Here is a 22346-nt window from a genome sequence, read left to right as displayed (position 1 = left end):
GGCGAGGTGGCATCAGTTGATGCCACTTTTTTTATTTTACCGAACTCACTTTTCAACCCATAAGCTCGCCCCACGCTTGAGTTTGTTTTCGTCAGCCTCATGGTCTGAACAAAATTGCGGGCTGCATCGCGATGCCTGAACAAGGCTGGAAAAATCAGACACATTGCCAATCTTTGATCTGATAATCTCGCAGAGTACTTTACCTTCGGTAGCGGGCGTTTTTCCTGATGATGACACTCGCACTGGATGATACAGGTCTGGTGGGTTGCACTGATTTTGTCACCGAAACCTACGGGTGAATCTCTGTGGTTGTCAGTGATAAGATACGGCTTTCGTCCAGGGTTGGGTAAGTAGGCTACTCGTCCGTCGAGATCGAAACCTGGTTTAACGTCGATAGATAACTTATTGATTACCATCGACTGATTGAGTGTCATTTTCATACATTGACCCAAAGGTGTACCAGCAGCCTGCATCGGTATTTCAGCGAGTCGCTAGAAAACCTCTGGTATAGAAACTTATGGGTTTCTGTGAGTTTGCAGGGGGCTTCACGAGGGGCCGCCTGAATATACAAAAGACTTATAAAACGAGTAAAATCAACATGAAAGAGTCTATTGACAAGGACTTCACTGGCCACACCCCAATGATGCAGCAGTACCTGCGCCTCAAGGCCCAGCATCCCGAGATCCTGCTGTTCTACCGCATGGGCGATTTCTACGAGCTGTTTTACGACGACGCCAAACGCGCGTCTCAACTGCTGGATATTTCGCTGACCAAACGCGGCGCCTCTGCGGGTGAGCCTATCCCGATGGCCGGCGTGCCCCATCACGCGGTGGAAAACTATTTAGCCAAACTGGTGCAGCTCGGTGAATCCGTTGCTCTGTGCGAACAAATCGGCGATCCGGCCACCAGTAAAGGCCCGGTTGAGCGCAAAGTGGTGCGCATCGTCACGCCGGGTACCATCACCGACGAAGCCCTGCTGCAAGAACGTCAGGACAACCTGCTGGCCGCCATCTGGCAGGACGCACGCGGTTTTGGTTACGCGACGCTGGATATCAGCTCCGGCCGCTTCCGCGTTGCCGAACCGGCCGATATCGAAACCATGGCGGCAGAGCTGCAGCGCACCAATCCCGCCGAGCTGCTTTACCCCGAAACCTTTGAACAGATGTCGCTGATTGAGCAGCGCCACGGCCTGCGCCGTCGCCCGCTGTGGGAATTCGAGCCGGAGACCGCCCGCCAGCAGCTCAACCTGCAGTTCGGCACCCGCGATCTTACCGGTTTCGGCGTTGAACAGGCGCATCAGGCACTGCGTGCCGCCGGCTGTCTGTTGCAGTACGTCAAAGATACCCAGCGTACCTCGTTGCCGCATATCCGTGGCATCACCATGGAACGTCAGCAGGACGGCATTATCATGGATGCCGCCACCCGGCGTAATCTCGAGCTGACCCAGAGCCTGTCAGGCGGCAGTGAAAATACGCTGGCGGCGATCCTCGATCACAGCGTAACGGCCATGGGCAGCCGCATGCTTAAACGCTGGCTGCATATGCCCACCCGCGACATCACGGTGCTGAATAACCGCCAGCAGGCCATTGGCGCACTGCAGGATCTGTATACCGATCTACAGCCTTCATTGCGACAGGTCGGCGATCTGGAGCGCATATTGGCCCGCCTGGCATTGCGCAGCGCCCGGCCACGAGATCTGGCGCGCATGCGTCATGCTTTCCAGCAGTTGCCGGATATCCACGCATTGTTAAAGGGCGTTGATACACCGCATGTGCAGCACCTGCTGTCACAGGTGGGTCAGTTTGATGCCCTGCAGGATTTGCTGGAACGCGCCGTAGTGGAAGCCCCGCCGGTGCTGGTGCGTGACGGTGGCGTTATCGCTCCCGGCTATAACAGCGAGCTGGATGAATGGCGTGCGTTGGCCGATGGCGCCAGCGACTATCTCGACCGTCTCGAGATCCGCGAACGTGAAAAACTGGGGCTGGATACGCTGAAAGTCGGCTTTAACGGCGTTCACGGTTATTACATCCAGGTCAGTCGCGGGCAGAGCCATCTGGTGCCGATCCATTACGTGCGCCGCCAGACCTTGAAAAACGCCGAACGCTACATCATTCCCGAACTGAAAGAGTATGAAGACAAGGTTCTGACCTCTAAAGGGAAAGCGCTGGCGATCGAGAAAGGTCTGTACGAAGAGCTGTTCGATTTGCTGCTGCCGCATCTGGGTGAATTGCAGCAAAGCGCCGCGGCGTTGGCCGAACTGGACGTGCTGGCCAACCTGGCCGAACGAGCAGAAACGCTGAACTACGCCTGCCCGACCATGAGCGAGCAACCCGGCGTACGCATCACCGAAGGCCGCCACCCGGTGGTGGAGCAGGTGCTGAGCGAACCCTTTATTTCCAACCCGCTGTCACTGTCGCCACAGCGCCGAATGTTGATCATTACTGGCCCCAATATGGGGGGTAAAAGTACCTATATGCGTCAAACGGCGCTGATCGTACTGATGGCCCACATCGGCAGCTACGTGCCGGCGAGCAAGGCGATCATCGGCCCGGTCGATCGCATATTTACCCGCGTTGGTGCGGCGGACGATCTGGCCTCCGGCCGCTCTACCTTTATGGTGGAGATGACCGAAACCGCCAATATCCTGCATAACGCCACCGAGCATAGCCTGGTGCTGATGGATGAGATTGGCCGCGGTACCTCGACCTACGACGGCTTATCCCTGGCCTGGGCCTGCGCCGAAAACCTGGCCAGCCGCATTAAGGCCATGACGTTGTTCGCCACCCATTACTTTGAGCTGACTACCCTGCCGGAGAAAATGGAAGGCGTGGTTAACGTGCACCTGGATGCGCTGGAGCACGGCGACACCATCGCCTTTATGCACAGCGTGCAGGACGGTGCCGCCAGCAAAAGTTATGGTCTGGCCGTTGCCGCGCTGGCTGGCGTACCGCGCGAGGTGATCAAACGCGCTCGTCAGAAATTACGTGAGCTGGAAGCCATCTCCAACCATACTGCCACCGGCACCGTTGACGCCACTCAGATGACGCTGCTGAATGAGGAAACCTCTCCGGCGGTTGAAGCGCTCGAGGCGCTGGATCCGGATTCACTGTCTCCTCGCCAGGCACTGGAGTGGATTTACCGCCTGAAGAATATGGTCTAGCGCATTGTATAAACGGCAGGCATAAAAAACGGTGAGTATAACGCTCACCGTTTTTATTTTAATTCGCTTCAACATTATTGTTACACAGTGAAAGGAAAAATGTTTCACATCCTGTTTTTGATTAGTGATGACTATTAGCCCTTGTTATATTCATTCGAACAATCAATTGGACGTAAAACATATTGACGCGAATACTATACCTGTTAATTTCTAGTCAATATTAAATGTGGGATCGCCCACGGCTACTGCATTGGAAAGAATACCATCCTTCCTGCGACGCTCTTCATCGCCACTCTGTTAGTAAAATAGACCAAAAACCACGTTAAAACAGCACCGCCATAACCGTCTGTATTTTAATCAAGCAATCATTGTCATTTGCACAATGTCCATTGCGCACATTCTCGTTAGCTATTTTATTTATTTAATACCACTACCTATCCATTCTGTAGGAGTCATTTTATGAAAGCTGATTTTTTAGCTCTATTTTTTGCTATTCCACTCATCTCACTGACCAGTAACGGTGCCTTAGCAGCAGACTCTCCCGACTATGCTGCCATTGCGCAATCGGCCTATCAAAAATTTAAAAATGATAATCGTGGCGAGGTTGCGAATTATATTCCTGAATTAGCCACTTACAGTGAAAAAAACTACGGGATCGCGATTGCGACCATAGATGGAAAACTCTATACCGCCGGGGATACACAAAAGACATTTCCACTGGAATCATTAACCAAAATATTCTCTTTATCTATCGCATTAAATCAACATGGCGCAGAAAAAGTACTGAGCGAGTTAGGCGCAAACTCAACCGGATTGCCGTTTAATTCTGGCCTCGCCATCGAACTGCGTCCAGAGCGCCCACAGAACCCACTGGTTAATGCCGGCGCTATTAGTACCGTCAGTTTCATCAATGCAAAAAATGCCAATGATCGTTGGCAACAGATTATCGATAATATGGACGCCTATGCCGATGCTAAATTGAGCATTAATCTGAACGTCTATCATTCCGAATCCGTGACTAACCAGCATAACCAGGCACTGAGCCGCCTGATGACGTCTTATGGCCGTATGTACAGCAACGCCGACGAAGCGCTCGATATCTATACCAAACAATGTTCGGTAAATGCCACCACTGAGCAACTGGCCAAAATGGGTGCCGTATTGGCTAACGCGGGTCAATCCCCCTTCACTGGCAAGCAGCTACTGCAGCAACAATATGTCCCTAACATACTGGCAGAAATGGCGATCGCAGGCCTCTATGACGGTTCAGGCCAGTGGCTGTACAACGTGGGTATCCCGGCCAAAAGCGGTGTTGGCGGCGGTATGGTCGCAGTAGTCCCAGGCCAATACGCCATTGCAGTCTACTCACCCCCTTTGGATAAAGCCGGCAACAGTGTCCGTGCGCAGGAAGCCATCAGCTATGTCGCACACGCAACCAAAGCTAACTTTTACGGCTCTCATTAACCGTTCTACCACATCAGCGGCTTCTGCGAAGGTTCTATTGGGTGACGGGCGCTCGCTCTTATTTGCCCTCGGCAAATAGGTCGGTGGCAGGCTTTGCCTAATCGCGGCTTTTATCTATCCGCATCTGTGGTATGGGTTAGAAAAAAAAACGGTGAGCATCACGCTCACCGTTTTTATTTGATGCGGTTTCAACTGCCGACGTTATTCGCGGAACAGTGCCTCAATGCTCAGGCCCTGCATCTGCAGAATTTCACGCAGGCGACGCAAACCTTCAACCTGGATCTGACGTACTCGCTCGCGAGTCAGGCCAATCTCACGGCCCACATCTTCGAGCGTCGCCGCTTCATAGCCCAACAGGCCAAAGCGACGCGCCAGCACTTCACGCTGTTTGGCGTTCAGTTCGAACAGCCATTTAACGATGCTCTGTTTCATGTCATCGTCTTGCGTGGTGTCTTCCGGTCCGTTGTCTTTCTCGTCCGCCAGAATGTCCAGCAACGCTTTCTCCGAATCCCCACCCAACGGCGTATCCACAGAAGTGATACGTTCGTTCAGGCGCAGCATGCGGCTGACGTCATCCACCGGCTTGTCGAGTTGCTCTGCAATCTCTTCAGCGCTCGGTTCATGATCCAGTTTGTGAGAAAGCTCGCGCGCAGTGCGCAAATAGACATTCAGTTCTTTAACTATGTGGATAGGCAAGCGGATGGTTCGGGTTTGATTCATGATCGCCCGTTCAATCGTCTGCCGGATCCACCAGGTAGCGTAAGTCGAGAAACGGAAACCGCGTTCTGGGTCAAATTTTTCCACTGCGCGGATCAGACCGAGGTTACCCTCTTCAATCAGATCCAGCAGCGCCAGGCCGCGGTTGCTGTAACGGCGGGCGATTTTCACCACCAGCCGCAGGTTGCTTTCAATCATTCGGCGGCGGGACGGCACGTCACCGCGCAGTGCACGCCGCGCAAAATAAACTTCTTCCTCTGCGGTAAGCAGCGGAGAATAACCGATTTCGCCCAGATAGAGCTGCGTCGCATCCAATACGCGTTGGGTCACGCCTTGTGACAACAACTCTTCTTCCGCTAGATCATTCTCACTGGCCTCTTCTTCAACCAGTGCTTTTTCGTCGAATGATTCCGCTTCCGTTGCGTTCTCGTCGAAATCCGCATCATCATGTAACTCGTTAACTTTCAGCGTATTTTGGCTCATATGCTGCTCCTACCCGTGATACCGCGAGCAGAATAACAGCGTATTCTGCCCAATCTATCGCTGCGGAAGATAACGCAGCGGGTTTACGGATTTCCCCTTGTAACGAATTTCAAAATGCAAACGTACTGAACTGGTTCCGGTGCTACCCATGGTGGCTATTTTTTGACCCGCCTTCACTTCTTGTTGTTCCCGGACCAGCATTGTGTCGTTGTGAGCGTAGGCGCTCAGGTAATCATCATTGTGTTTGATGATGATTAGATTACCGTAACCCCGTAAAGCGTTGCCTGCATACACTACACGACCATCGGCGGTAGCGGAGATAGGCTGCCCACGGGACCCGGCGATATCGACACCTTTATTCCCACCTTCTGATGAGGAAAAGTTATCAATAATCTTACCGTCAGTCGGCCATCTCCAGGTACTTACTGGGGCACTGTTGCTGACGGTGCTGCTCACAGGTGGAGCAACGACCGGGGCGGTAACAGGGGCTGTTGCGGTAGTTGCCGCCACTGCGCCTGCTGTAGGTAACATCTTACCTACATTCTGTTTACCCGAATTATCAGAATACGCGTTAGTTGATTGAGAATCAACCGTTGCAGTTTGTATCTGGGAGGTCGATGGCGGCTTAGGTACGCCGCCGCTGGTAGCGTCTGTTGCCGCCAGCATGCCGCCGTTTCCAGAAGCAGAACCATTACCAAGCTGAATGTTTTGACCCACATTCAGGCTATACGGCTCAGGGATATTGTTGCGCTGGGCCAGGTCCCGGTAATCGTTTCCGGTGATCCAGGCGATGTAAAACAGCGTATCTCCGCGCTTAACCGTGTAGGTATTACCGCTGTAGCTCCCTTTGGGGATCGACGTGTAACTGCGGTTGTAAACAATGTGTCCTTCAGAACCGGCCTGTGCCCCAGCGTTGCCGGATGCAGCGGCTCCGCCACCGTCCACACTACTGATAGGGGCCGATGTCGACGCATTGTTCGAACAACCCGCCAACCACAAACTTACCATCGTACACACCGCAACCCGGCGTAATGTAATCATTGGGCTTCCCGTGCTCATGCTTCCCCCATGACAGCAATATCAGCGATATATCCAAAATACCCTTTACATCGTAGCTGAGCTTTTAACATTCTCTAAGTTCCTACAATGAAAGGTGCCCGCGGCCGATCCCTGAACGTCAGGAAACCTCATACCGGAGCCTCAAAACAGCGCGCCAATGCTAACCACATTAGCGCTGCTGCACCATAAGACAACTGCGCAGAAAGGCAATTGTATTGAAAATTAGTTTTATTGAAACGCTAAAACCTTAACCGGAGGCGATGAAAGTGCAACAGATTTCATTTCCTGTCGAAAATTCAGACAATCGCTAGGCCAGTTCGCCCTTCACCAGGGGGACAAAGCGCACCGCTTCGACGGTATCGATAACAAATTCACTCCCCTGGCGCTGAATACGTTTGAGGATTTGAGCCTGCTCACCGACCGGCAGCACCAAAATACCGCCGTCGTCCAACTGTTCCATCAGCGCCGGAGGGATCTCCGGTGGCGCAGCTGTGACAATAATGGCATCAAACGGCCCCCGAGAGGCCCATCCCTGCCAGCCGTCGCCGTGACGGGTGGAAACATTGTGAAGATCGAGCTGCTTCAGGCGGCGTTTAGCCTGCCATTGCAGCCCTTTGATACGCTCAACGGAACACACATGCTGCACCAGATGCGCCAGGATAGCGGTTTGATAGCCGGAACCGGTGCCAATCTCCAGAACTCGGGAGGTGGGCGTCAGGTTCAGCAATTCGGTCATCCGCGCCACCATATAAGGCTGGGAGATCGTTTGACCCGAACCGATGGGCAACGCGGTATTTTCATAAGCCTTGTGTTCAAGTGCTTCATCAACAAAACGTTCACGCGGCACCGCCTCAATGGCCAGCAGCAATCGTTCGTCCTGGATCCCTTGTTGACGCAGTTGCGTCAGCAATGTTTGCATACGCTTGTTCACCATTCCCCGCCAACCCCTGCTTTGGTTAACCACGTTTTTACCACGTCCTGGGCCGCATAGGCGGTTAAATCCACCTGCAAGGGTGTGATTGCCACGTAACCCTGCTCTACCGCAGCGAAATCCGTATCTGGCCCGACATCAAACTTATCACCCGGCGGCCCGATCCAGTAAAGGTTTTGCCCGCGCGGATCCTGCTGGCAGAACACCTTATCCGCCGGATGGCGGCTGCCGCAGCGGGTCACGCGAATGCCCCTGATCTCGTCCAACGGTAAATCCGGCACGTTGATATTGAGGATCTTGCCGGTGCGCAACGGCTCACGCAGCAAGGCACGCAGCACCCGGCAGGTGATCGCCGCAGCGGTCACATAATGCTGATGGCCATTCAGCGACACCGCCAGCGCAGGCAACCCCAAATGGCGCCCTTCCATGGCGGCCGCCACGGTACCGGAATAGATTACGTCATCGCCCAGATTGGGGCCGGCATTAATACCGGAAACCACGATATCCGGCGCAGGCTGCATCAGGGCATTCACCCCCAGGTACACGCAATCGGTCGGTGTCCCTTGCTGCACGGCAATATCCCCATTGGGCATCGTCAGGGTGCGCAAGGGGGATTCCAGCGTCAGCGCATTGGAAGAACCGCTGCGGTTACGATCGGGGGCCACAACTTGCACCTCAGCGAACTCTCGCAGCGCCGCCGCCAGCACCTGAATGCCCGGGGCGGTTACACCGTCGTCATTACTCAGCAATATCCGCATAAGAGTTTGTCTTCTTTTTATCTCTCAACCAGACACCGTTTAACGCGGTCTGGGATTTAAATACTCGGTATGACTGCCCAAAAGGAGGCGCCTAATCAGCAGATATTATGTTTACTCCCCCCGGCATGTCCAGTCACCAAGGGAAAAGGCGGCTTTCCCCCACCGCCAAAGGCAGGAAACTCAATGCAGATCAGGCGAGGATCCCTAAACCGGTTTTCTTCCGACGAAAAAAAACCCGCTTACGCAGGTTTCTTTATTACTCGCTAATATCCGCATCGCTACTGTCCGGACGCATAATTTCACGCACCACGCTGGTGGCGAAACTGCCGGCCGGCAGCCAAAAACGCAGCTCAAGAGTGGCGTCATCCCACCAGTCCCACTGCATATTCTTTGGCTGTAACAGCAAGGCCCGACGGGCGGGATCTACACGCTCACGCTTTAGCAGCGACATCAGTTCCGGTTGTTCCAGCAGACACTGCTGTTCGAAACTCAGCGCTTCCCCGGCGGTACCCGGCTCACCGTCACCCGGCAAGGGAGCGGTAATCATCAGTTCGCCGGCGTCCAGCCGTTGTTGCAACGCTTCCAGCTCGTCCGGTTTAGCGACAAACCAACTGCCGCGACCGCTGAGCTGCAGGGCATCCCCTTCCAGCACGGTACGTTGCTGTTGATTGGCCAAGCGCCGACTGGCAATCAGGTTAAACAGCGCACTGCGACTGGCGGAAAGATAAAAGCTACGCTTGCTGCGCTCTTTCACCCGGATTTCGTCATTCGCCCAACGGCGAGCCATCACCAGGTTGTTGCCGCCGCGCCCAAAGCGCTGGCTGCCGAAGTAGTTCGGTACGCCGTCGGCTGCAATCGCCTGCAGACGGGGTTCAACGTCCTGACGATCGGAGATCTGGCGCAGCACCAGAGTAAAAGCATTGCCTTTTAACGTGCCGATGCGCATTTTGCGCAAATGACGGGCGCTGGCCAGCACCTCGCAGCCTTCCAATGAGAACTGGGTAAAATCCGGTGTCTCTTTGCCAGGCAGATGCAGGCAGAACCATTGCTCGGTCACCGCGTGGCGATCTTTCAGGCCAGCGTAGCTGACTGATCGGGCATGGATGCCGGCAAAGCGCGCCAGATAATCGGCAACGAACTGGGTGTTGCAGCCGTTTTTGCGGATGTTCACCAGCACGTGTTCGCCTTCGCCATCCGGCTCAAAGCCCAGATCTTCGACCACCACGAAATCTTCCGGGTTGGCTTTCAGCACACCGGTGCTTTGCGGCTGGCCATGCAGCCAGGTCAGGTTAGCCATGTCCATGCGCTTATTCCTTGATCAGCAAGGCAACCGCTTCGCAGGCAATGCCCTCGCCACGCCCGGTGAAACCGAGTTGTTCGGTGGTGGTGGCCTTAACGTTAACGTCGTCCATATGGCATTGCAGATCTTCCGCCAGGAAGACGCGCATTTGCGGAATATGCGGCGCCATTTTAGGGGCCTGAGCAATAATGGTGATGTCCAGATTCCCCAGACGATAACCCTTGGCGCGAATGCGTTTCCAGGCTTCACGCAGCAGCTCACGACTGTCGGCACCTTTGAAGGCAGGGTCAGTATCCGGGAACAGTTTGCCGATATCCCCCAGCGCCGCCGCCCCCAGCAGGGCATCGGTTGCCGCGTGCAGGGCTACGTCGCCGTCGGAATGGGCCAGCAAACCTTTTTCATAAGGAATACGAACGCCACCGATCACCAACGGGCCTTCGCCGCCAAATTTATGTACGTCAAAACCGTGGCCGATACGCATGATGCGCTCCTTAATTGTCTAACTGAGTTAAATAGAATGCCGCCAGCGCCAGATCTTCCGGCCGCGTGACCTTAATATTGTCCGAACGCCCATTGACCAGCAACGGATGATAGCCGCAATGCTCCAGGGCCGATGCTTCATCGGTCACTGTCGCCCCTTCATCCAGCGCGCGCTGCAGGCACTGCTTGAGCAACGCCAGCGGGAATAGCTGCGGCGTTAACGCATGCCACAGATCTTGGCGTTCTACCGTATGGGAAATGGCACTTTGACCGGGTTCTGCGCGCTTCATGGTGTCACGCACCGGTGCCGCCAGGATCCCTCCCACATCACTGTGCTCGGTAATCGCCAACAGGCGGTCGAGATCGTCAGCATGCAGACAAGGGCGCGCCGCGTCATGCACCAGCACCCATTGGGCCTCGCCGGCCAGCTGCAAGCCCGCCATCACCGACTCGGCGCGTTGCTGCCCGCCAATGGTGGCCTGCACGCGGGGATCCCGCGCAATCGGCAACTGGTAAAACTGCTGGTCATCGGGACCGATCGCCACAATCACCCGCGAAATACGCGGATGCCGCAGCAGCGCATGGATCGCGTGTTCGAGAATGGTTTGATGGCCGATGGTTAGATACTGCTTCGGGCAATCAGCCTGCATGCGGCTGCCAATACCGGCAGCGGGCAGGACGGCAATCACCGATGGAAAGGTTCCTGCGGAGTGATTCATGCGTTACTTTTGTAGGTTATTTTGCGAGGAGGACGCCGCGTTGCGTCTGGATTGGTCAGGAACCAGACGATAGAAAGTCTCACCGGGCTTAATCATGCTCAGTTCATTGCGCGCGCGCTCTTCGATCGCTTCCTGACCGCCGTTCAAATCGTCGATTTCGGCGAACAGCTGATCGTTACGCGCTTTCAATTTAGCGTTGCTGCCCTGTTGGAGCGCAACATCCTCATTGACCCGCACGTAATCGTGAACACCATTTTTGCCCAGCCACAGTGAATACTGTAACCAACCGAGCAATGCCAGCAATAGCAGCGTAAGTTTTCCCATCTCCGCCCCCTGAAAAACCGACCAATCATCCCACAACTTTTCGTTGGACTCCACACTGAGAACGGCATTTCACCGCCAAATTCAGAGTAGGATGAGAATTTCCTGAGTTTATAACCTAAATTCACTTCGAAAGCGGCAAAAAAAACCGCTTTCACCGCAGAAAAACCAGCCGACACCACCAGATTATTCCCCTTCAGCGTTTTTTCCGGTTATGCAGTAAGAAAAACTGCCTGCCTGCTGATTTCACCAAAGCTTCCGCCAGTGATGAGCCAAAAGTGAATATTTAACACCATTAAAAATTTCATCATCAGGTAGGAGTTGTGTTTTTATTCATTAAAGATTATTTTTATGCACTCATAGTGCATAAATAAATCCAATGGTTCACTTTTAATTATCGGGGATAGCAATGTTTAAATCTTTAGTTGTGATTGGCGCCTGTCTGGCCGCCACCCTGTCGGCCTCAGTCCTGGCAGCGGAACCTACCTACGTGGTCGGCTCCGGCGGCACCTACCGTCCGTTCGAATTCGAGAACAGCAGCAAACAGCTGGAAGGCTTTGATATCGATATCATCAAGGCCGTAGCCAAGGCCGAGAACTTCCAGGTGAAACTGGTGAATACGCCGTGGGAAGGCATTTTCGCCACGCTGAACTCCGGCGATCGCGACATCATTATTTCCGGCATCACCATCACCGACAAACGCAAACAGATGGTTGATTTCTCTGCTCCCTACTTCCCGGCAGAGCAGGCTATCGTGGTGCCCAAAGACTCCAGCGTAGACTCCATCGCCGCATTGAAAGCGCTGAAGGTCGGCGTAGTCAACTCCAGCACCGGCGACATCGTGGTATCCGACGTATTGGGCAAGAACAACACCGCCATCAAACGTTTCGACAACACCCCGTTAATGCTGCAAGAGCTGTATGAAGACGGCATCGGCGCGGCCGTGGGCGACGTCGGCGTGGCCAAGTTTTACATCAAAACCCACCCGGAAAAAGAGTTCAAGCTGGTGTCCGATACTAAATTCGAACGTCAGTATTTCGGTATCGCCGTGGCTAAAGGCAATGATGAACTGCGCGGCAAAATCAATGCCGGCCTGAAGAAAATCGTTGCCGACGGCACCTACGCCAAAATCTACCAGACCTGGTTTGACAGCAACGTCCCGACGCTGCCTGCCGAATAAGTTCCCAACCACCGGAGCTCGTCGGGCTCCGGAGCAATAACGTCTGAGCATACAAGAAGGAACACTCATTGAATTTCCGTTGGGAGATTATCCAGGAGTACGCCCCGCTGTTTATGGAAGGCGCCTGGATGACCATCAAATGCACCATTATCTGCGTAATACTGGGCACCACCTGGGGGCTGCTCCTGGGGTTAGGCCGTCTGGCGCAGGCACCGCACGGCATCTGGAAACCGATACTGCATTACGGCGTTCAGTGGCCAGTGCGCATCTATATCAGCGCCTTCCGCGGCACGCCGCTGTTTGTGCAGATTATGGTGGTGCACTTTGCGCTGGTGCCGTTGTTTATCAATCCGCGTGACGGCCTGCTGGTCACCAGCGGTCTGATGAGTACCGATTTCGCCCGTGCGCTGCGTTCCGACTATGGCGCATTTCTCTCCTGCGTGGTGGCGATTACGCTCAACGCAGGCGCCTACGTCTCGGAAATTTTCCGCGCCGGTATTCAGTCAATCGATCGCGGCCAAATGGAAGCGTCACGTTCGCTGGGCATGGGCTACGGCAAAACCATGCGCAAAGTGATCTTGCCACAGGCATTCCGTCGCATGCTGCCGCCACTGGGCAACAATGCCATTGCCATCGTCAAGGATTCCTCGCTGGCCTCTGCCATCGGGCTTGCCGATCTGGCCTATGCTGCCCGGACAGTTTCCGGCGCCTATGCCACCTATTGGGAGCCCTACCTGACCATTTCGCTGGTCTATTGGGTCCTCACCTTCCTGCTTTCGCTGATGGTGCAACACATGGAAAAGAGGTTCGGGAAAAGTGATTCGCGTACATAACCTGCAAAAACAATTCGGTGAGAGTCACGTACTGCGCGGCATCTCCTGCGAGATCGCGTTGAACGAAGTGGTCTGCGTCATCGGCCCGTCCGGCTCCGGCAAAAGCACTTTCCTGCGCTGCATCAACGCGCTGGAGACCCTGTCCGGCGGCGAGATCACGGTCAACGGTTTTGCCGTACACAGCCAGAAAACCGATCTCAATAAAATGCGTGAGAGCGTGGGCATGGTGTTTCAACGCTTTAACCTGTTCCCGCATATGACGGTGTTGGAAAACATCATCATGGCGCCGATGGGCGTGAAAAAGCTGTCACGTGCCGATGCCATACTGCGAGCAGAGGCGCTGCTGCAAAAGGTCGGGCTGCTGGACAAAATTGACGCCTATCCCAACAGCCTGTCCGGCGGTCAGCAACAGCGCGTGGCGATTGCCCGGGCGCTGGCGATGGAACCGAAAATCATGCTGTTCGACGAACCCACCTCAGCGCTGGATCCCGAGTTGGTTGGCGAAGTGCTGGCGGTGATGAAGTCATTGGCGCACGAAGGCATGACGATGGTGGTGGTGACGCATGAAATGGGCTTTGCCCGCGAAGTGGCCGATCGGGTGCTGTTTATCGATCAGGGGATCATTCAGGAAGAAGGCTCGCCACAGCAGATCTTCAGCCAGCCGGCCAATCCGCGCACTCAGGCTTTTCTGAGCAAAGTTTTGTAACCTTCGGCAACGGCTTGGCAATGCTTCGGGCGCAGCTTACTGCGCCCTTTCCCTCACCAACCGGTCAGAAAACTGAAAACCAGCCAGAACAGACACAGCACGATAGTGCCGGTCAGCAGCAGCGTCAGGATCAGTCGGCCACGCAATAGCATGCTGAGCGTGATGCCAATCAGCACCGAAACCGGCATCAGCGCCAGGAAGAACGGCCAGGTATAGAGCAGAAAGAAAAGGGTATTGGAGCCATAAACCAAAAACGGCACTGCGAAGGCCAGCCAGTAGAAAACAAAGCCGCAGACGCCGCCCAGGAAAGAATAAGAGGGCTCCTCTTTTTCCTGGTTTGAGTCAATCAAGATAGGCGAGACATTTTGCATAGCGATCCCTGGTTATTCGGCGCGCTCTCCGGCGGGCTTAGCGTAAAAAGCGTATGGCGCAAAAACGCCACACGCTTTTCTGAATTCAGGGTTTGATAATAGCCCGACCACGCAGCACGTCTAACAATTGCGCAATCAAATTTGTTACCAATTGTTGGCCATCAAGGTGAATATCCGGCCGTTGCGGCGCCTCGTAAACCGAGTCGATTCCGGTGAAATTACGCAGCTCGCCGGCGCGGGCCTTTTTGTACAATCCTTTCGGATCGCGCACTTCACACACCGCCAATGGCGTGTCGACAAACACCTCAATAAAGCGATCTTCATCCAGCAGTTCACGCACCATCTGCCGTTCGGCGCGATGCGGAGAAATAAACGCGGTCAGTACCACCAGACCCGCGTCCACCATCAGTTTCGCCACTTCGCCCACGCGGCGGATATTCTCGCGCCGGTCATCGTCGGAGAAACCCAAATCGCGGCACAGGCCGTGACGCACGTTATCGCCATCCAGCAGATAGGTGCTGACGCCATGAGCGTGCAGCGCCTGTTCCAGCGCACCGGCGACGGTCGATTTGCCCGAGCCGGACAGACCGGTAAACCACAGCACTACGCCTTTATGGCCGTTGCGGGCTTCGCGATCCGCACGCGCTACCGCATGCGGATGCCAAACCACGTTGTCATCATCCGGCCCGGTTGACCGTTGTTGAGCTTCGGTCACGTTATTGGCCCCCAATCAGGTCGCGCGCGCCCCAATGTGGGAAGTGTTTACGTACCAAAGCATTCAGCTCCAGTTCAAACGCGCTGAACTCCCCGGCCGATGCCTGAGCCTGATGCAAGGTTTCGCGGATCAAACCGGCCCCCACGGTAACGTTGCTCAGGCGATCGATAAAGATCAGCCCACCGGTATCGTGGTTGCGTTGATAGCTGTCCAGCACCAGCGGTTCGTCGAAGGTCAGTTCGACCAGACCGATGCCGTTGAGCGGTAAAGTGTCCGCCTGATGCTGCGCCAGCGAGTTGATCTCCACCTGGTGGCGTATGCCCTCCACACGCGCCCGGGTCTTTTTGCCAGCCACTTTGATGTCGTAGCTCTGGCCCGGCAGCAATGGCTTTTCAGCCATCCACACCACGTCCACCAGCGCGCTTTGTGCCGCCTGCAGAGTTTCCCCGGCATCGACCAGCAGATCGCCGCGGCTGATGTCCACTTCATCCGCCAGCACCAGCGTGATCGCTTCGCCCGGTACCGCTTCCTGCAAATCGCCATCAAAGGTCACAATGCGTGCCACGGTAGATTCCACGCCGGAAGGCAATACCTTCACGCGTTGGCCCACACGCACCACCCCGGCTGACAGAGTGCCCGCATAGCCACGGAAATCCAGGTTCGGGCGGTTGACATATTGCACCGGGAAACGCAGCGGCTGCGTCTCGCGTTCGCTGATCACGTCCACGCTCTCCAGCACCTGCAGCAGTGTCGGGCCGCTATACCAAGGCATCTGGGCGCTTTCGCTTGCCACATTGTCGCCATCCAATGCCGACAACGGCACAAACTTGATGTCCAAATCGTTCGGCAACTGCTCGGCGAAGGTCAGATAGTCCTGCTTGAACTGCTCGAACACCGACTCTTGGTAATCCACCAGGTCCATTTTGTTGACTGCCACCACCAGATGGCGGATCCCCAGCAGCGTCGCGATAAAACTGTGTCTGCGGGTTTGATCCAGTACCCCTTTGCGCGCATCGATCAACAAGATCGCCAGGTCGCAGGTCGAGGCCCCGGTCGCCATATTGCGGGTGTACTGCTCATGCCCCGGCGTATCGGCGATAATAAATTTGCGCTTTTCGGTCGAGAAGTAGCGATAGGCCACATCAATGGTGATGCCCTGCTCGCGCTCGGCCTGCAGGCCATCGACCAGCAACGCCAGATCGAGTTTCTCGCCCTGGGTACCGATGCGTTTGCTGTCACTGTGCAGCGTAGACAGCTGATCTTCGTAGATCTGACGGGTATCGTGCAGCAAGCGGCCGATCAGGGTACTTTTACCGTCGTCGACGCTGCCGCAGGTCAGGAACCGTAACAGACTTTTGTGTTGCTGCGCATGCAGGTAAGACTCGACCCCGCCCTGCTCAGCGATTTGTTGTGCAATTGCGTTGTTCATCCGGCGGCTCCTTAGAAATACCCTTGACGCTTTTTCAGCTCCATCGAGCCGGACTGATCGCGGTCGATCATCCGTCCCTGGCGCTCACTGGTGGTGGACACCAACATCTCCTCGATGATCTCCGGCAGCGTTTCCGCTTCGGAATCCACCGCGCCGGTCAGCGGCCAGCAACCCAGCGTGCGGAAACGAACCATACGCTGGCTGATCACTTCGCCCGGCTGCAGATCGATGCGATCGTCGTCCACCATCAACAGCATACCGTCGCGCTCTACTACCGGGCGCGGTTTGGCCAGATACAGCGGCACGATGTCGATCTTTTCCAGGAAAATGTATTGCCAGATATCCAGCTCGGTCCAGTTCGACAGCGGGAACACGCGGATGCTCTCGCCTTTGTTGATCTGGCCGTTGTAGTTGTGCCACAGCTCCGGACGCTGATTTTTCGGATCCCAGCGGTGGAAACGGTCGCGGAAAGAATAGATACGCTCTTTGGCACGTGATTTTTCTTCGTCGCGACGGGCACCGCCAAACGCGGCGTCGAAACCGTACTTGTTAAGCGCCTGCTTCAGACCTTCGGTTTTCATGATATCGGTGTGCTTGGCACTGCCGTGAACGAACGGGTTGATACCCATCGCCACGCCTTCCGGATTTTTGTGGATCAGCAGTTCAAAACCGTATTCTTTGGCGGTGCGATCGCGAAATTCGTACATTTCACGGAATTTCCAACCGGTATCCACGTGCAGCAACGGGAACGGCAGCGTCCCCGGGAAAAAGGCCTTACGCGCCAGGTGCAGCATCACGGAAGAGTCTTTACCGATGGAATAGAGCATCACCGGGTTGCCGAATTCAGCGGCGACTTCACGGATGATATGGATACTCTCCGCCTCCAATTGCCGCAAATGAGTGAGTCGTTTTTCGTCCATAACAGATCCTTAAGCCAAATTCACGACGGCGGGACGCGATGCCCCTTCCGTCTGCGGTTGATGCCCAAACCAGGCAATTTGATGATGCAACTCCACCACTTCGCCGATCACCAGCAACGCCGGTAACGGGGCCTGTTGAGCCAATTTTTCAAGCTGTTGCAACGTGCCGGTTTGCACCAGCTGGTCCGCGCGCGTGCCGCGGCTGATCACCGCTACCGGCGTCGTGGCCGCGCGGCCGTGGGCTATCAGGCGCTGACTGATGTCCGCCGCCTTCATGGTGCCCATGTAGATAGCCAGAGTCTGACGCGCACGCGCCAAATCTGCCCAGTCCAGCCCGTCGCCGTCAGGACGACAGTGGCCGGTAATAAAAGTTACGCTCTGCGCATGGTCGCGGTGCGTCAGCGGAATGCCTGCATAGGCCGTCGCTCCGGCCGCCGCGGTAACGCCCGGCACCACCTGGAACGGAATGCCCGCCGCCGCCGCCACCTGCAGTTCTTCGCCGCCGCGGCCAAAGATAAAGGGATCGCCCCCTTTTAACCGCACCACACGTTTACCCTGCTGTGCCAGCTCCACCAGCAGGCGGTTGGTTTCTTCCTGGATCACCGAGTGTGCACCGGCGCGTTTTCCCACGCAGATCCGTTCGGCGTCGCGGCGCACCAAATCCAGGATTTCATCGCTGACCAGATGGTCGTACAGCACCACGTCGGCCTGCTGCATCACCTGCAGCCCGCGCAGGGTCAATAGTCCCACATCGCCAGGCCCGGCACCCACCAGCGCAATTTCGCCCTGAGTGCCTTCGCCGCCCTGGGAAAACTGCTGTAAATCCTGCTCCAACTGCCGTTCGGCCTCTGCGGGTTGGCCATTGGCCACCAGCGTGGCAAAACGGCCGCCGAATGTTTTTTCCCAGAAGCGACGGCGTTCGCCGATCGCATTCAGTCGCTGTTTCACCTGACCGCGCCAGCGCCCGGCCACCTCGGCCATCTGCCCCAGACTGGCGGGCAACAACGCTTCGAGCTTTTCACGCAGCATACGGGCCAGCACCGGCGCCTGACCGCTAGAAGAGACGGCCACCACCAGCGGTGAACGGTCGATAATCGACGGGAAGATAAACGAGCAACGCGGCTGATCGTCGACCACGTTGGCCAGCACCCGGCGTTTATCCGCTTCGGCAAATACCTCGGCATTCAGCGCGCTGTCGTCGGTTGCGGCAATCACCAGGAAAACCTCATCCAGTTGCTGGGCGACAAAAGCCTGCCCCAGCCAGTGGATCTGCCCCTGCTGACGCCATTGTTCGAGTGTGGGTGAGAGTGACTGCGCAACTATCCGTATTTCAGCCCCGGCGCGCAGGAGAAGATCAACTTTGCGCGCAGCCACTTCGCCGCCGCCAACGACCAACACCGGGCGTTGTTTCAGGTCGGCAAATATAGGTAGATAGTCCACAACAGCCTTTTCATAGATGCAGAATGATAGTGTGACTATACGGGCTGAGATTTAGCCTCTGAAATGACGAAAAGGAATGACTAGTGCAATAATGGAATAAGGCGCGCAGCGTCAGGGTTTGCGAGGGTTTCACATCCGGTAGGGCCGCGGCGATCATCCAGCCCAGGCAGGCGTAAAGAGGCGGAAATCAGAACCAAAACTTCGCGGCGGTCATGCACAGTCCAGCGACAGCCAATATGGTGCTAATCATCCATTTGGTCTGGCTCACCATCCATTTGGTCTGACTGGCTACCTCCTTATGAACTAAACCGATCTCTCGGTGCAGCAATCCCACTTCCTTATGCAAATCGCCTTTGGTGACAAACTCCGCCGAACGCAGGGTCAGCGTCGCCAAATCTGTTTTGACCTGATTGAGAGTATGCTCCACATACTCAGCTTTCTTTTCTATCAGGCCGAACCTGTTATCACACTTGTTCAACACCCGGGTTTCTCCTTCTATCCATATGAACCTTACCGTCGAATCATAAACCACAGCATGTTCATGGTTAAATACCGATTCCCGTAATATGCCCGGCATTTCGCAAAAAATGCCGCACGGACCCGGGATCGCTATCAATAGTTGCGCACAGCGCCGAAATTTTGCCTCTGTAACGTAAATTTCAGAGCGGAGGAAATTGTTTAATCTGTCGGCGAGTCTCATACTGAAAGCCGCAAAAAATCGGTATTACCGACATTAAAAAGAAGGATTTTTCGGTATGTTTTCCCGTTTTTACCTGAAGACCGGCCTGCTGGTGGCGGCGCTCGGCGGTATTTTCAGCGTTTCGGCCGCCGCTCTGCCGGCGAAAGACGCTCCCATGGGCAAATTCGCCGCCGAGCAGACTCGCCATATCGCCACCTATTTCCCTGGCCGCATGGCGGGCAGCCCGGCTGAATTGCTCACCGCAGACTATCTGAAACAGCAGTTCAGCAAAATGGGGTATCAGAGCGATACCCGCAGTTTCAACACCCGCTATCTGTACACCAGCAAAGACGGCAAGAAGAACTGGAATAACATCACCGCCAGCTCGGTGATCGCCGCTAAAAATGGCAGCCAGCCGCAGCAGATTCTGATCGTGGCGCATTTTGATACCTACACGCCGCAAAGCGACGCCGATCTGGACAACAATCTCGGCGGCCTGACGCTGCAGGGTGTCGATGACAATGCCTCTGGCGTCGGCGTGATGCTGGAGCTGGCGGAACGTCTGAAGAACATCCCCACCGCTTACGGCCTGCGCTTTGTCGCCACCAGCGCCGAAGAGCTGGGTTCCCAGGGCGCACAGAACTACCTGCAACGCATGAGCGCGGATGAAAAGCGCAACACCCTACTGGTGATTAACCTCGACAGCCTGATTACCGGCGATCGCCTGTATTTCAACGCCGGTCTTAACACGCCGCCGAAACTGGCGAAACAAAGCCGCGATCGCGCATTGGATATCGCCCACCGCTACGGCATTGCCGCCGCTACTAACCCGGGCAGCAAAGCGCACCCGAAAGGCACCGGCTGCTGCTCCGATCAGGAAGTGTTTGATAAAGCCGGTATCCCGGTGCTGTCCGTCGAAGCCACCAACTGGTCACTGGGCAATAAAGACGGCTACCAGCAACGCGCCGTTAGCCCGCACTTCCCGCAGGGCATCAGTTGGCACCGCCCGCAGTACGATAACCTGCAATATCTGGAACGCAATCTGCCGGGGCGTATCGACAAGCGCAGCCGCGAGAGCGTGCAGATCCTGCTGCCGCTGATTAAAGAACTGGCTCAGGCCCACCCGCCCAAAGCCAAAAAACAGAAGAAATAGCCGCATCGAGGTACAAAATTAGTACAAATTTTGTACCTACCCCGCTCCGCTGAGTATACTGTCGTCAGTATTTCGCAGCAGGAGCCCCAGCTTATGAGCGCGCACAAGACCCTGTCGCAGAAAGCGACGCGGGAAAGCCTCGGCTCTCCCAAAAATTTCGAGGGAGGTGTTTGGGTGACGAAGAATGGAACCGCTGAATTATTCGTACAAACAGCAGCAGAACGGCAAGCAGAACTCGCCGCCTGGGAACGAGAACGCCAAACGCATGCGCTGCTGAAACTGACATTAAAGGCTAAACAGGATGTTACTGAGGGCAGAACGATTTCTGCCGACGAAGCATTACAAAGGTTACGCGCATCACGGGGGTAAGGATAACCACCATGTATGATGTTCACCTCACTGACACAGCACTAAGGTGCCTCAGCGATATTGAGTCCTATAAAGCCTTCTATCTTGGCCCATTGGGAGCGGCAAGATTCGTTGATGCGTTGTTTGCCGACACTCTGGAAAATCTCCGCACCGATCCTCTACGCTGTCGTTTTAATGCCCAATTAGCTGAGTTTGGTTTGGCCGTTCGTGAACGCCTGGATCGCCACGACTATCGCACACTGTATGAAGTGACAGAAAACCGCGTCTATATTTTGCTGTTTTTGCACACCCGCCAAGATATCGGTGCGGCACTCTGGCGGCACATGTTGCTGAATGAATAAGGGCCCAGCGAATGCTGAGCCCTTTGACGATGTGAATACGTCATTAGCCTTCGTGCAGGCCACACTCACGCTTCAGACCAAAGAAACGGGTTTCTTCTTCGCTCATGCCCGGTTCCCACTTCTGCGTGGTGTGGGTATCCCCCACCGACAGGTAGCCTTGCTCCCACAGCGGGTGATAACTCAGGCCGTGCTCGGTCAGGTATTGATAAATCTTGCGGTTGTCCCAGTCGATAATCGGCAGGATCTTGAACACCCCACGTTGTACCGCCAACACCGGTAGATTGGCGCGGCTGCCGGATTGCTCACGGCGCAGGCCGGCAAACCAGGTCTGCCCACCCAGGGTTTCCAGCGCGCGGTTCATTGGCTCAACCTTGTTGATCAGGTTGTATTTCTCGATACCCTCCACGCCCTGCTCCCACAGCTTGCCGTAGCGAGCCTCCTGCCAGGCGGGCGACTGCTCGGCGCGAAATACCTGCAGGTTCAGCTTCAGTTTGTCGACCAACTGATCGATAAACTGATAGGTTTCCGGGAACAGGTAGCCGGTATCGGTGAGGATCACCGGAATGTCCGGTTTGATCCGCGTGACCAGATGCAGACACACCGCCGCCTGAATGCCAAAGCTTGAAGAGAGCACAAACTCACCGGGCAGATGTTCCAGCGCCCATTCCACGCGTTGCTCGGCGGAAAGCGTTTCCAACTGACCATTAACTACCGCCAGTGCCAACGCCTGCCCAGACTTGGGCAGCGCATTCAGCGCCGCCAGATCGAATTCAGCCATGTTGCCAGCCTCCTGATACTTGAATCATACCGCGCGGTTC

At 55.4% G+C, this 22346-nt stretch carries 23 protein-coding genes and 1 pseudogene; 8 read left to right on the top strand and 16 right to left on the bottom strand.

Features of this window, described 5'->3' with window-relative positions; genetic code table 11:
• Positions 1–80 precede the first annotated feature (80 nt).
• Positions 81–440, bottom strand: a pseudogene (locus ACGS9J_RS18865) (integrase); the annotation flags it as partial.
• Between the two features lie 158 nt (positions 441–598).
• On the opposite strand from ACGS9J_RS18865, the gene mutS reads away from it, so the two are divergent.
• The gene (mutS, locus tag ACGS9J_RS18860; RefSeq protein ID WP_442232333.1) at positions 599–3160 is read left to right on the top strand and encodes a DNA mismatch repair protein MutS; all 2562 of its coding nucleotides are present in this window, start codon (positions 599–601) and stop codon (positions 3158–3160) included.
• Between the two features lie 459 nt (positions 3161–3619).
• Entirely contained in the window at positions 3620–4624 is a 1005-nt protein-coding gene (gene glsA / locus ACGS9J_RS18855) for a glutaminase A (protein WP_442232332.1), read from the top strand.
• Between the two features lie 201 nt (positions 4625–4825).
• Here glsA and rpoS read toward each other — a convergent pair whose 3' ends face one another.
• The 8 genes from rpoS to ftsB form a co-directional block, all read right to left on the bottom strand.
• On the bottom strand, positions 4826–5824 hold the full coding sequence (rpoS, locus tag ACGS9J_RS18850; protein WP_044554227.1) for an RNA polymerase sigma factor RpoS: 999 nt from the start codon (positions 5822–5824) through the stop codon (positions 4826–4828).
• Between the two features lie 54 nt (positions 5825–5878).
• Positions 5879–6865, bottom strand: a complete 987-nt coding sequence (nlpD, locus tag ACGS9J_RS18845) for a murein hydrolase activator NlpD (RefSeq protein ID WP_442232331.1) — start codon at positions 6863–6865, stop codon at positions 5879–5881.
• 325 nt (positions 6866–7190) lie between these two features.
• Positions 7191–7817: a protein-L-isoaspartate(D-aspartate) O-methyltransferase gene (locus tag ACGS9J_RS18840; RefSeq protein WP_442232330.1), complete on the bottom strand. Its 627-nt coding sequence runs from the start codon at positions 7815–7817 to the stop codon at positions 7191–7193.
• Positions 7811–8572, bottom strand: coding sequence for a 5'/3'-nucleotidase SurE (gene surE / locus ACGS9J_RS18835; RefSeq protein WP_442232329.1), 762 nt, complete (start codon positions 8570–8572; stop codon positions 7811–7813). The genes ACGS9J_RS18840 and surE overlap by 7 nt, the downstream gene beginning before the upstream one ends.
• Before the next feature lie 256 nt (positions 8573–8828).
• Entirely contained in the window at positions 8829–9875 is a 1047-nt protein-coding gene (gene truD / locus ACGS9J_RS18830; RefSeq protein WP_442232328.1) for a tRNA pseudouridine(13) synthase TruD, read from the bottom strand.
• A 4-nt stretch (positions 9876–9879) separates the two neighbouring features.
• Complete coding sequence (ispF, locus tag ACGS9J_RS18825) at positions 9880–10353, bottom strand: 2-C-methyl-D-erythritol 2,4-cyclodiphosphate synthase (RefSeq protein WP_006317702.1); 474 nt, start codon at positions 10351–10353, stop codon at positions 9880–9882.
• Between the two features lie 10 nt (positions 10354–10363).
• A complete protein-coding gene (gene ispD / locus ACGS9J_RS18820) occupies positions 10364–11071 on the bottom strand; it encodes a 2-C-methyl-D-erythritol 4-phosphate cytidylyltransferase (protein WP_442232327.1) in 708 nt (235 codons plus the stop codon).
• A 3-nt stretch (positions 11072–11074) separates the two neighbouring features.
• On the bottom strand, positions 11075–11395 hold the full coding sequence (gene ftsB / locus ACGS9J_RS18815) for a cell division protein FtsB (protein WP_442232326.1): 321 nt from the start codon (positions 11393–11395) through the stop codon (positions 11075–11077).
• Positions 11396–11801: 406 nt separating this feature from the next.
• Between ftsB and ACGS9J_RS18810 the strand changes: the two genes are divergently transcribed.
• The 3 genes from ACGS9J_RS18810 (at position 11802) to ACGS9J_RS18800 (ending at position 14111) form a co-directional block, all read left to right on the top strand.
• On the top strand, positions 11802–12572 hold the full coding sequence (locus ACGS9J_RS18810) for a basic amino acid ABC transporter substrate-binding protein (RefSeq protein ID WP_442232325.1): 771 nt from the start codon (positions 11802–11804) through the stop codon (positions 12570–12572).
• Positions 12573–12685: 113 nt separating this feature from the next.
• A complete protein-coding gene (locus ACGS9J_RS18805) occupies positions 12686–13405 on the top strand; it encodes an amino acid ABC transporter permease (RefSeq protein WP_442232347.1) in 720 nt (239 codons plus the stop codon).
• On the top strand, positions 13389–14111 hold the full coding sequence (locus ACGS9J_RS18800; protein ID WP_442232324.1) for an amino acid ABC transporter ATP-binding protein: 723 nt from the start codon (positions 13389–13391) through the stop codon (positions 14109–14111). The genes ACGS9J_RS18805 and ACGS9J_RS18800 overlap by 17 nt, the downstream gene beginning before the upstream one ends.
• Before the next feature lie 53 nt (positions 14112–14164).
• Here the strand turns inward: ACGS9J_RS18800 and ACGS9J_RS18795 are convergent, their stop codons facing one another.
• From ACGS9J_RS18795 to ACGS9J_RS18770, 6 genes are all read right to left on the bottom strand, one after another.
• Positions 14165–14482, bottom strand: coding sequence for a DUF3561 family protein (locus ACGS9J_RS18795; RefSeq protein ID WP_037424725.1), 318 nt, complete (start codon positions 14480–14482; stop codon positions 14165–14167).
• Positions 14483–14567: 85 nt separating this feature from the next.
• On the bottom strand, positions 14568–15197 hold the full coding sequence (gene cysC, locus ACGS9J_RS18790; RefSeq protein WP_442232323.1) for an adenylyl-sulfate kinase: 630 nt from the start codon (positions 15195–15197) through the stop codon (positions 14568–14570).
• 1 nt (position 15198) lies between these two features.
• Entirely contained in the window at positions 15199–16626 is a 1428-nt protein-coding gene (gene cysN / locus ACGS9J_RS18785; protein ID WP_442232322.1) for a sulfate adenylyltransferase subunit CysN, read from the bottom strand.
• A gap of 11 nt (positions 16627–16637) precedes the next feature.
• Positions 16638–17546, bottom strand: a complete 909-nt coding sequence (cysD, locus tag ACGS9J_RS18780) for a sulfate adenylyltransferase subunit CysD (RefSeq protein WP_020825260.1) — start codon at positions 17544–17546, stop codon at positions 16638–16640.
• Positions 17547–17555: 9 nt separating this feature from the next.
• Entirely contained in the window at positions 17556–18986 is a 1431-nt protein-coding gene (cysG, locus tag ACGS9J_RS18775) for a siroheme synthase CysG (RefSeq protein WP_442232321.1), read from the bottom strand.
• Positions 18987–19173: 187 nt separating this feature from the next.
• Positions 19174–19467, bottom strand: coding sequence for a hypothetical protein (locus ACGS9J_RS18770; protein ID WP_442232320.1), 294 nt, complete (start codon positions 19465–19467; stop codon positions 19174–19176).
• A 274-nt stretch (positions 19468–19741) separates the two neighbouring features.
• On the opposite strand from ACGS9J_RS18770, the gene ACGS9J_RS18765 reads away from it, so the two are divergent.
• The 3 genes from ACGS9J_RS18765 to ACGS9J_RS18755 all read left to right on the top strand — a co-directional run bounded on the left by ACGS9J_RS18765 (position 19742) and on the right by ACGS9J_RS18755 (position 21528).
• Positions 19742–20818 carry an aminopeptidase gene (locus ACGS9J_RS18765; protein WP_442232319.1) on the top strand — a complete coding sequence of 359 codons (1077 nt, stop codon included), beginning with the start codon at positions 19742–19744 and terminating at the stop codon, positions 20816–20818.
• Between the two features lie 93 nt (positions 20819–20911).
• A complete protein-coding gene (locus ACGS9J_RS18760; protein ID WP_442232318.1) occupies positions 20912–21187 on the top strand; it encodes a hypothetical protein in 276 nt (91 codons plus the stop codon).
• An 11-nt stretch (positions 21188–21198) separates the two neighbouring features.
• Positions 21199–21528 (top strand): type II toxin-antitoxin system RelE/ParE family toxin, encoded by a 330-nt coding sequence (locus ACGS9J_RS18755; RefSeq protein WP_442232317.1) that lies wholly within the window; start codon positions 21199–21201, stop codon positions 21526–21528.
• 43 nt (positions 21529–21571) lie between these two features.
• Here ACGS9J_RS18755 and ACGS9J_RS18750 read toward each other — a convergent pair whose 3' ends face one another.
• Positions 21572–22306 (bottom strand): phosphoadenylyl-sulfate reductase, encoded by a 735-nt coding sequence (locus ACGS9J_RS18750; RefSeq protein WP_020825257.1) that lies wholly within the window; start codon positions 22304–22306, stop codon positions 21572–21574.
• Positions 22307–22346 lie beyond the last annotated feature (40 nt).

Origin of the sequence: Serratia quinivorans (assembly GCF_052113645.1) — a bacterium.
Classification (GTDB): domain Bacteria; phylum Pseudomonadota; class Gammaproteobacteria; order Enterobacterales; family Enterobacteriaceae; genus Serratia; species Serratia quinivorans_B.
The sequence above is the reverse complement of the archived record's forward strand: the minus strand, read 5'-3'. Positions and strand labels throughout refer to the sequence as shown.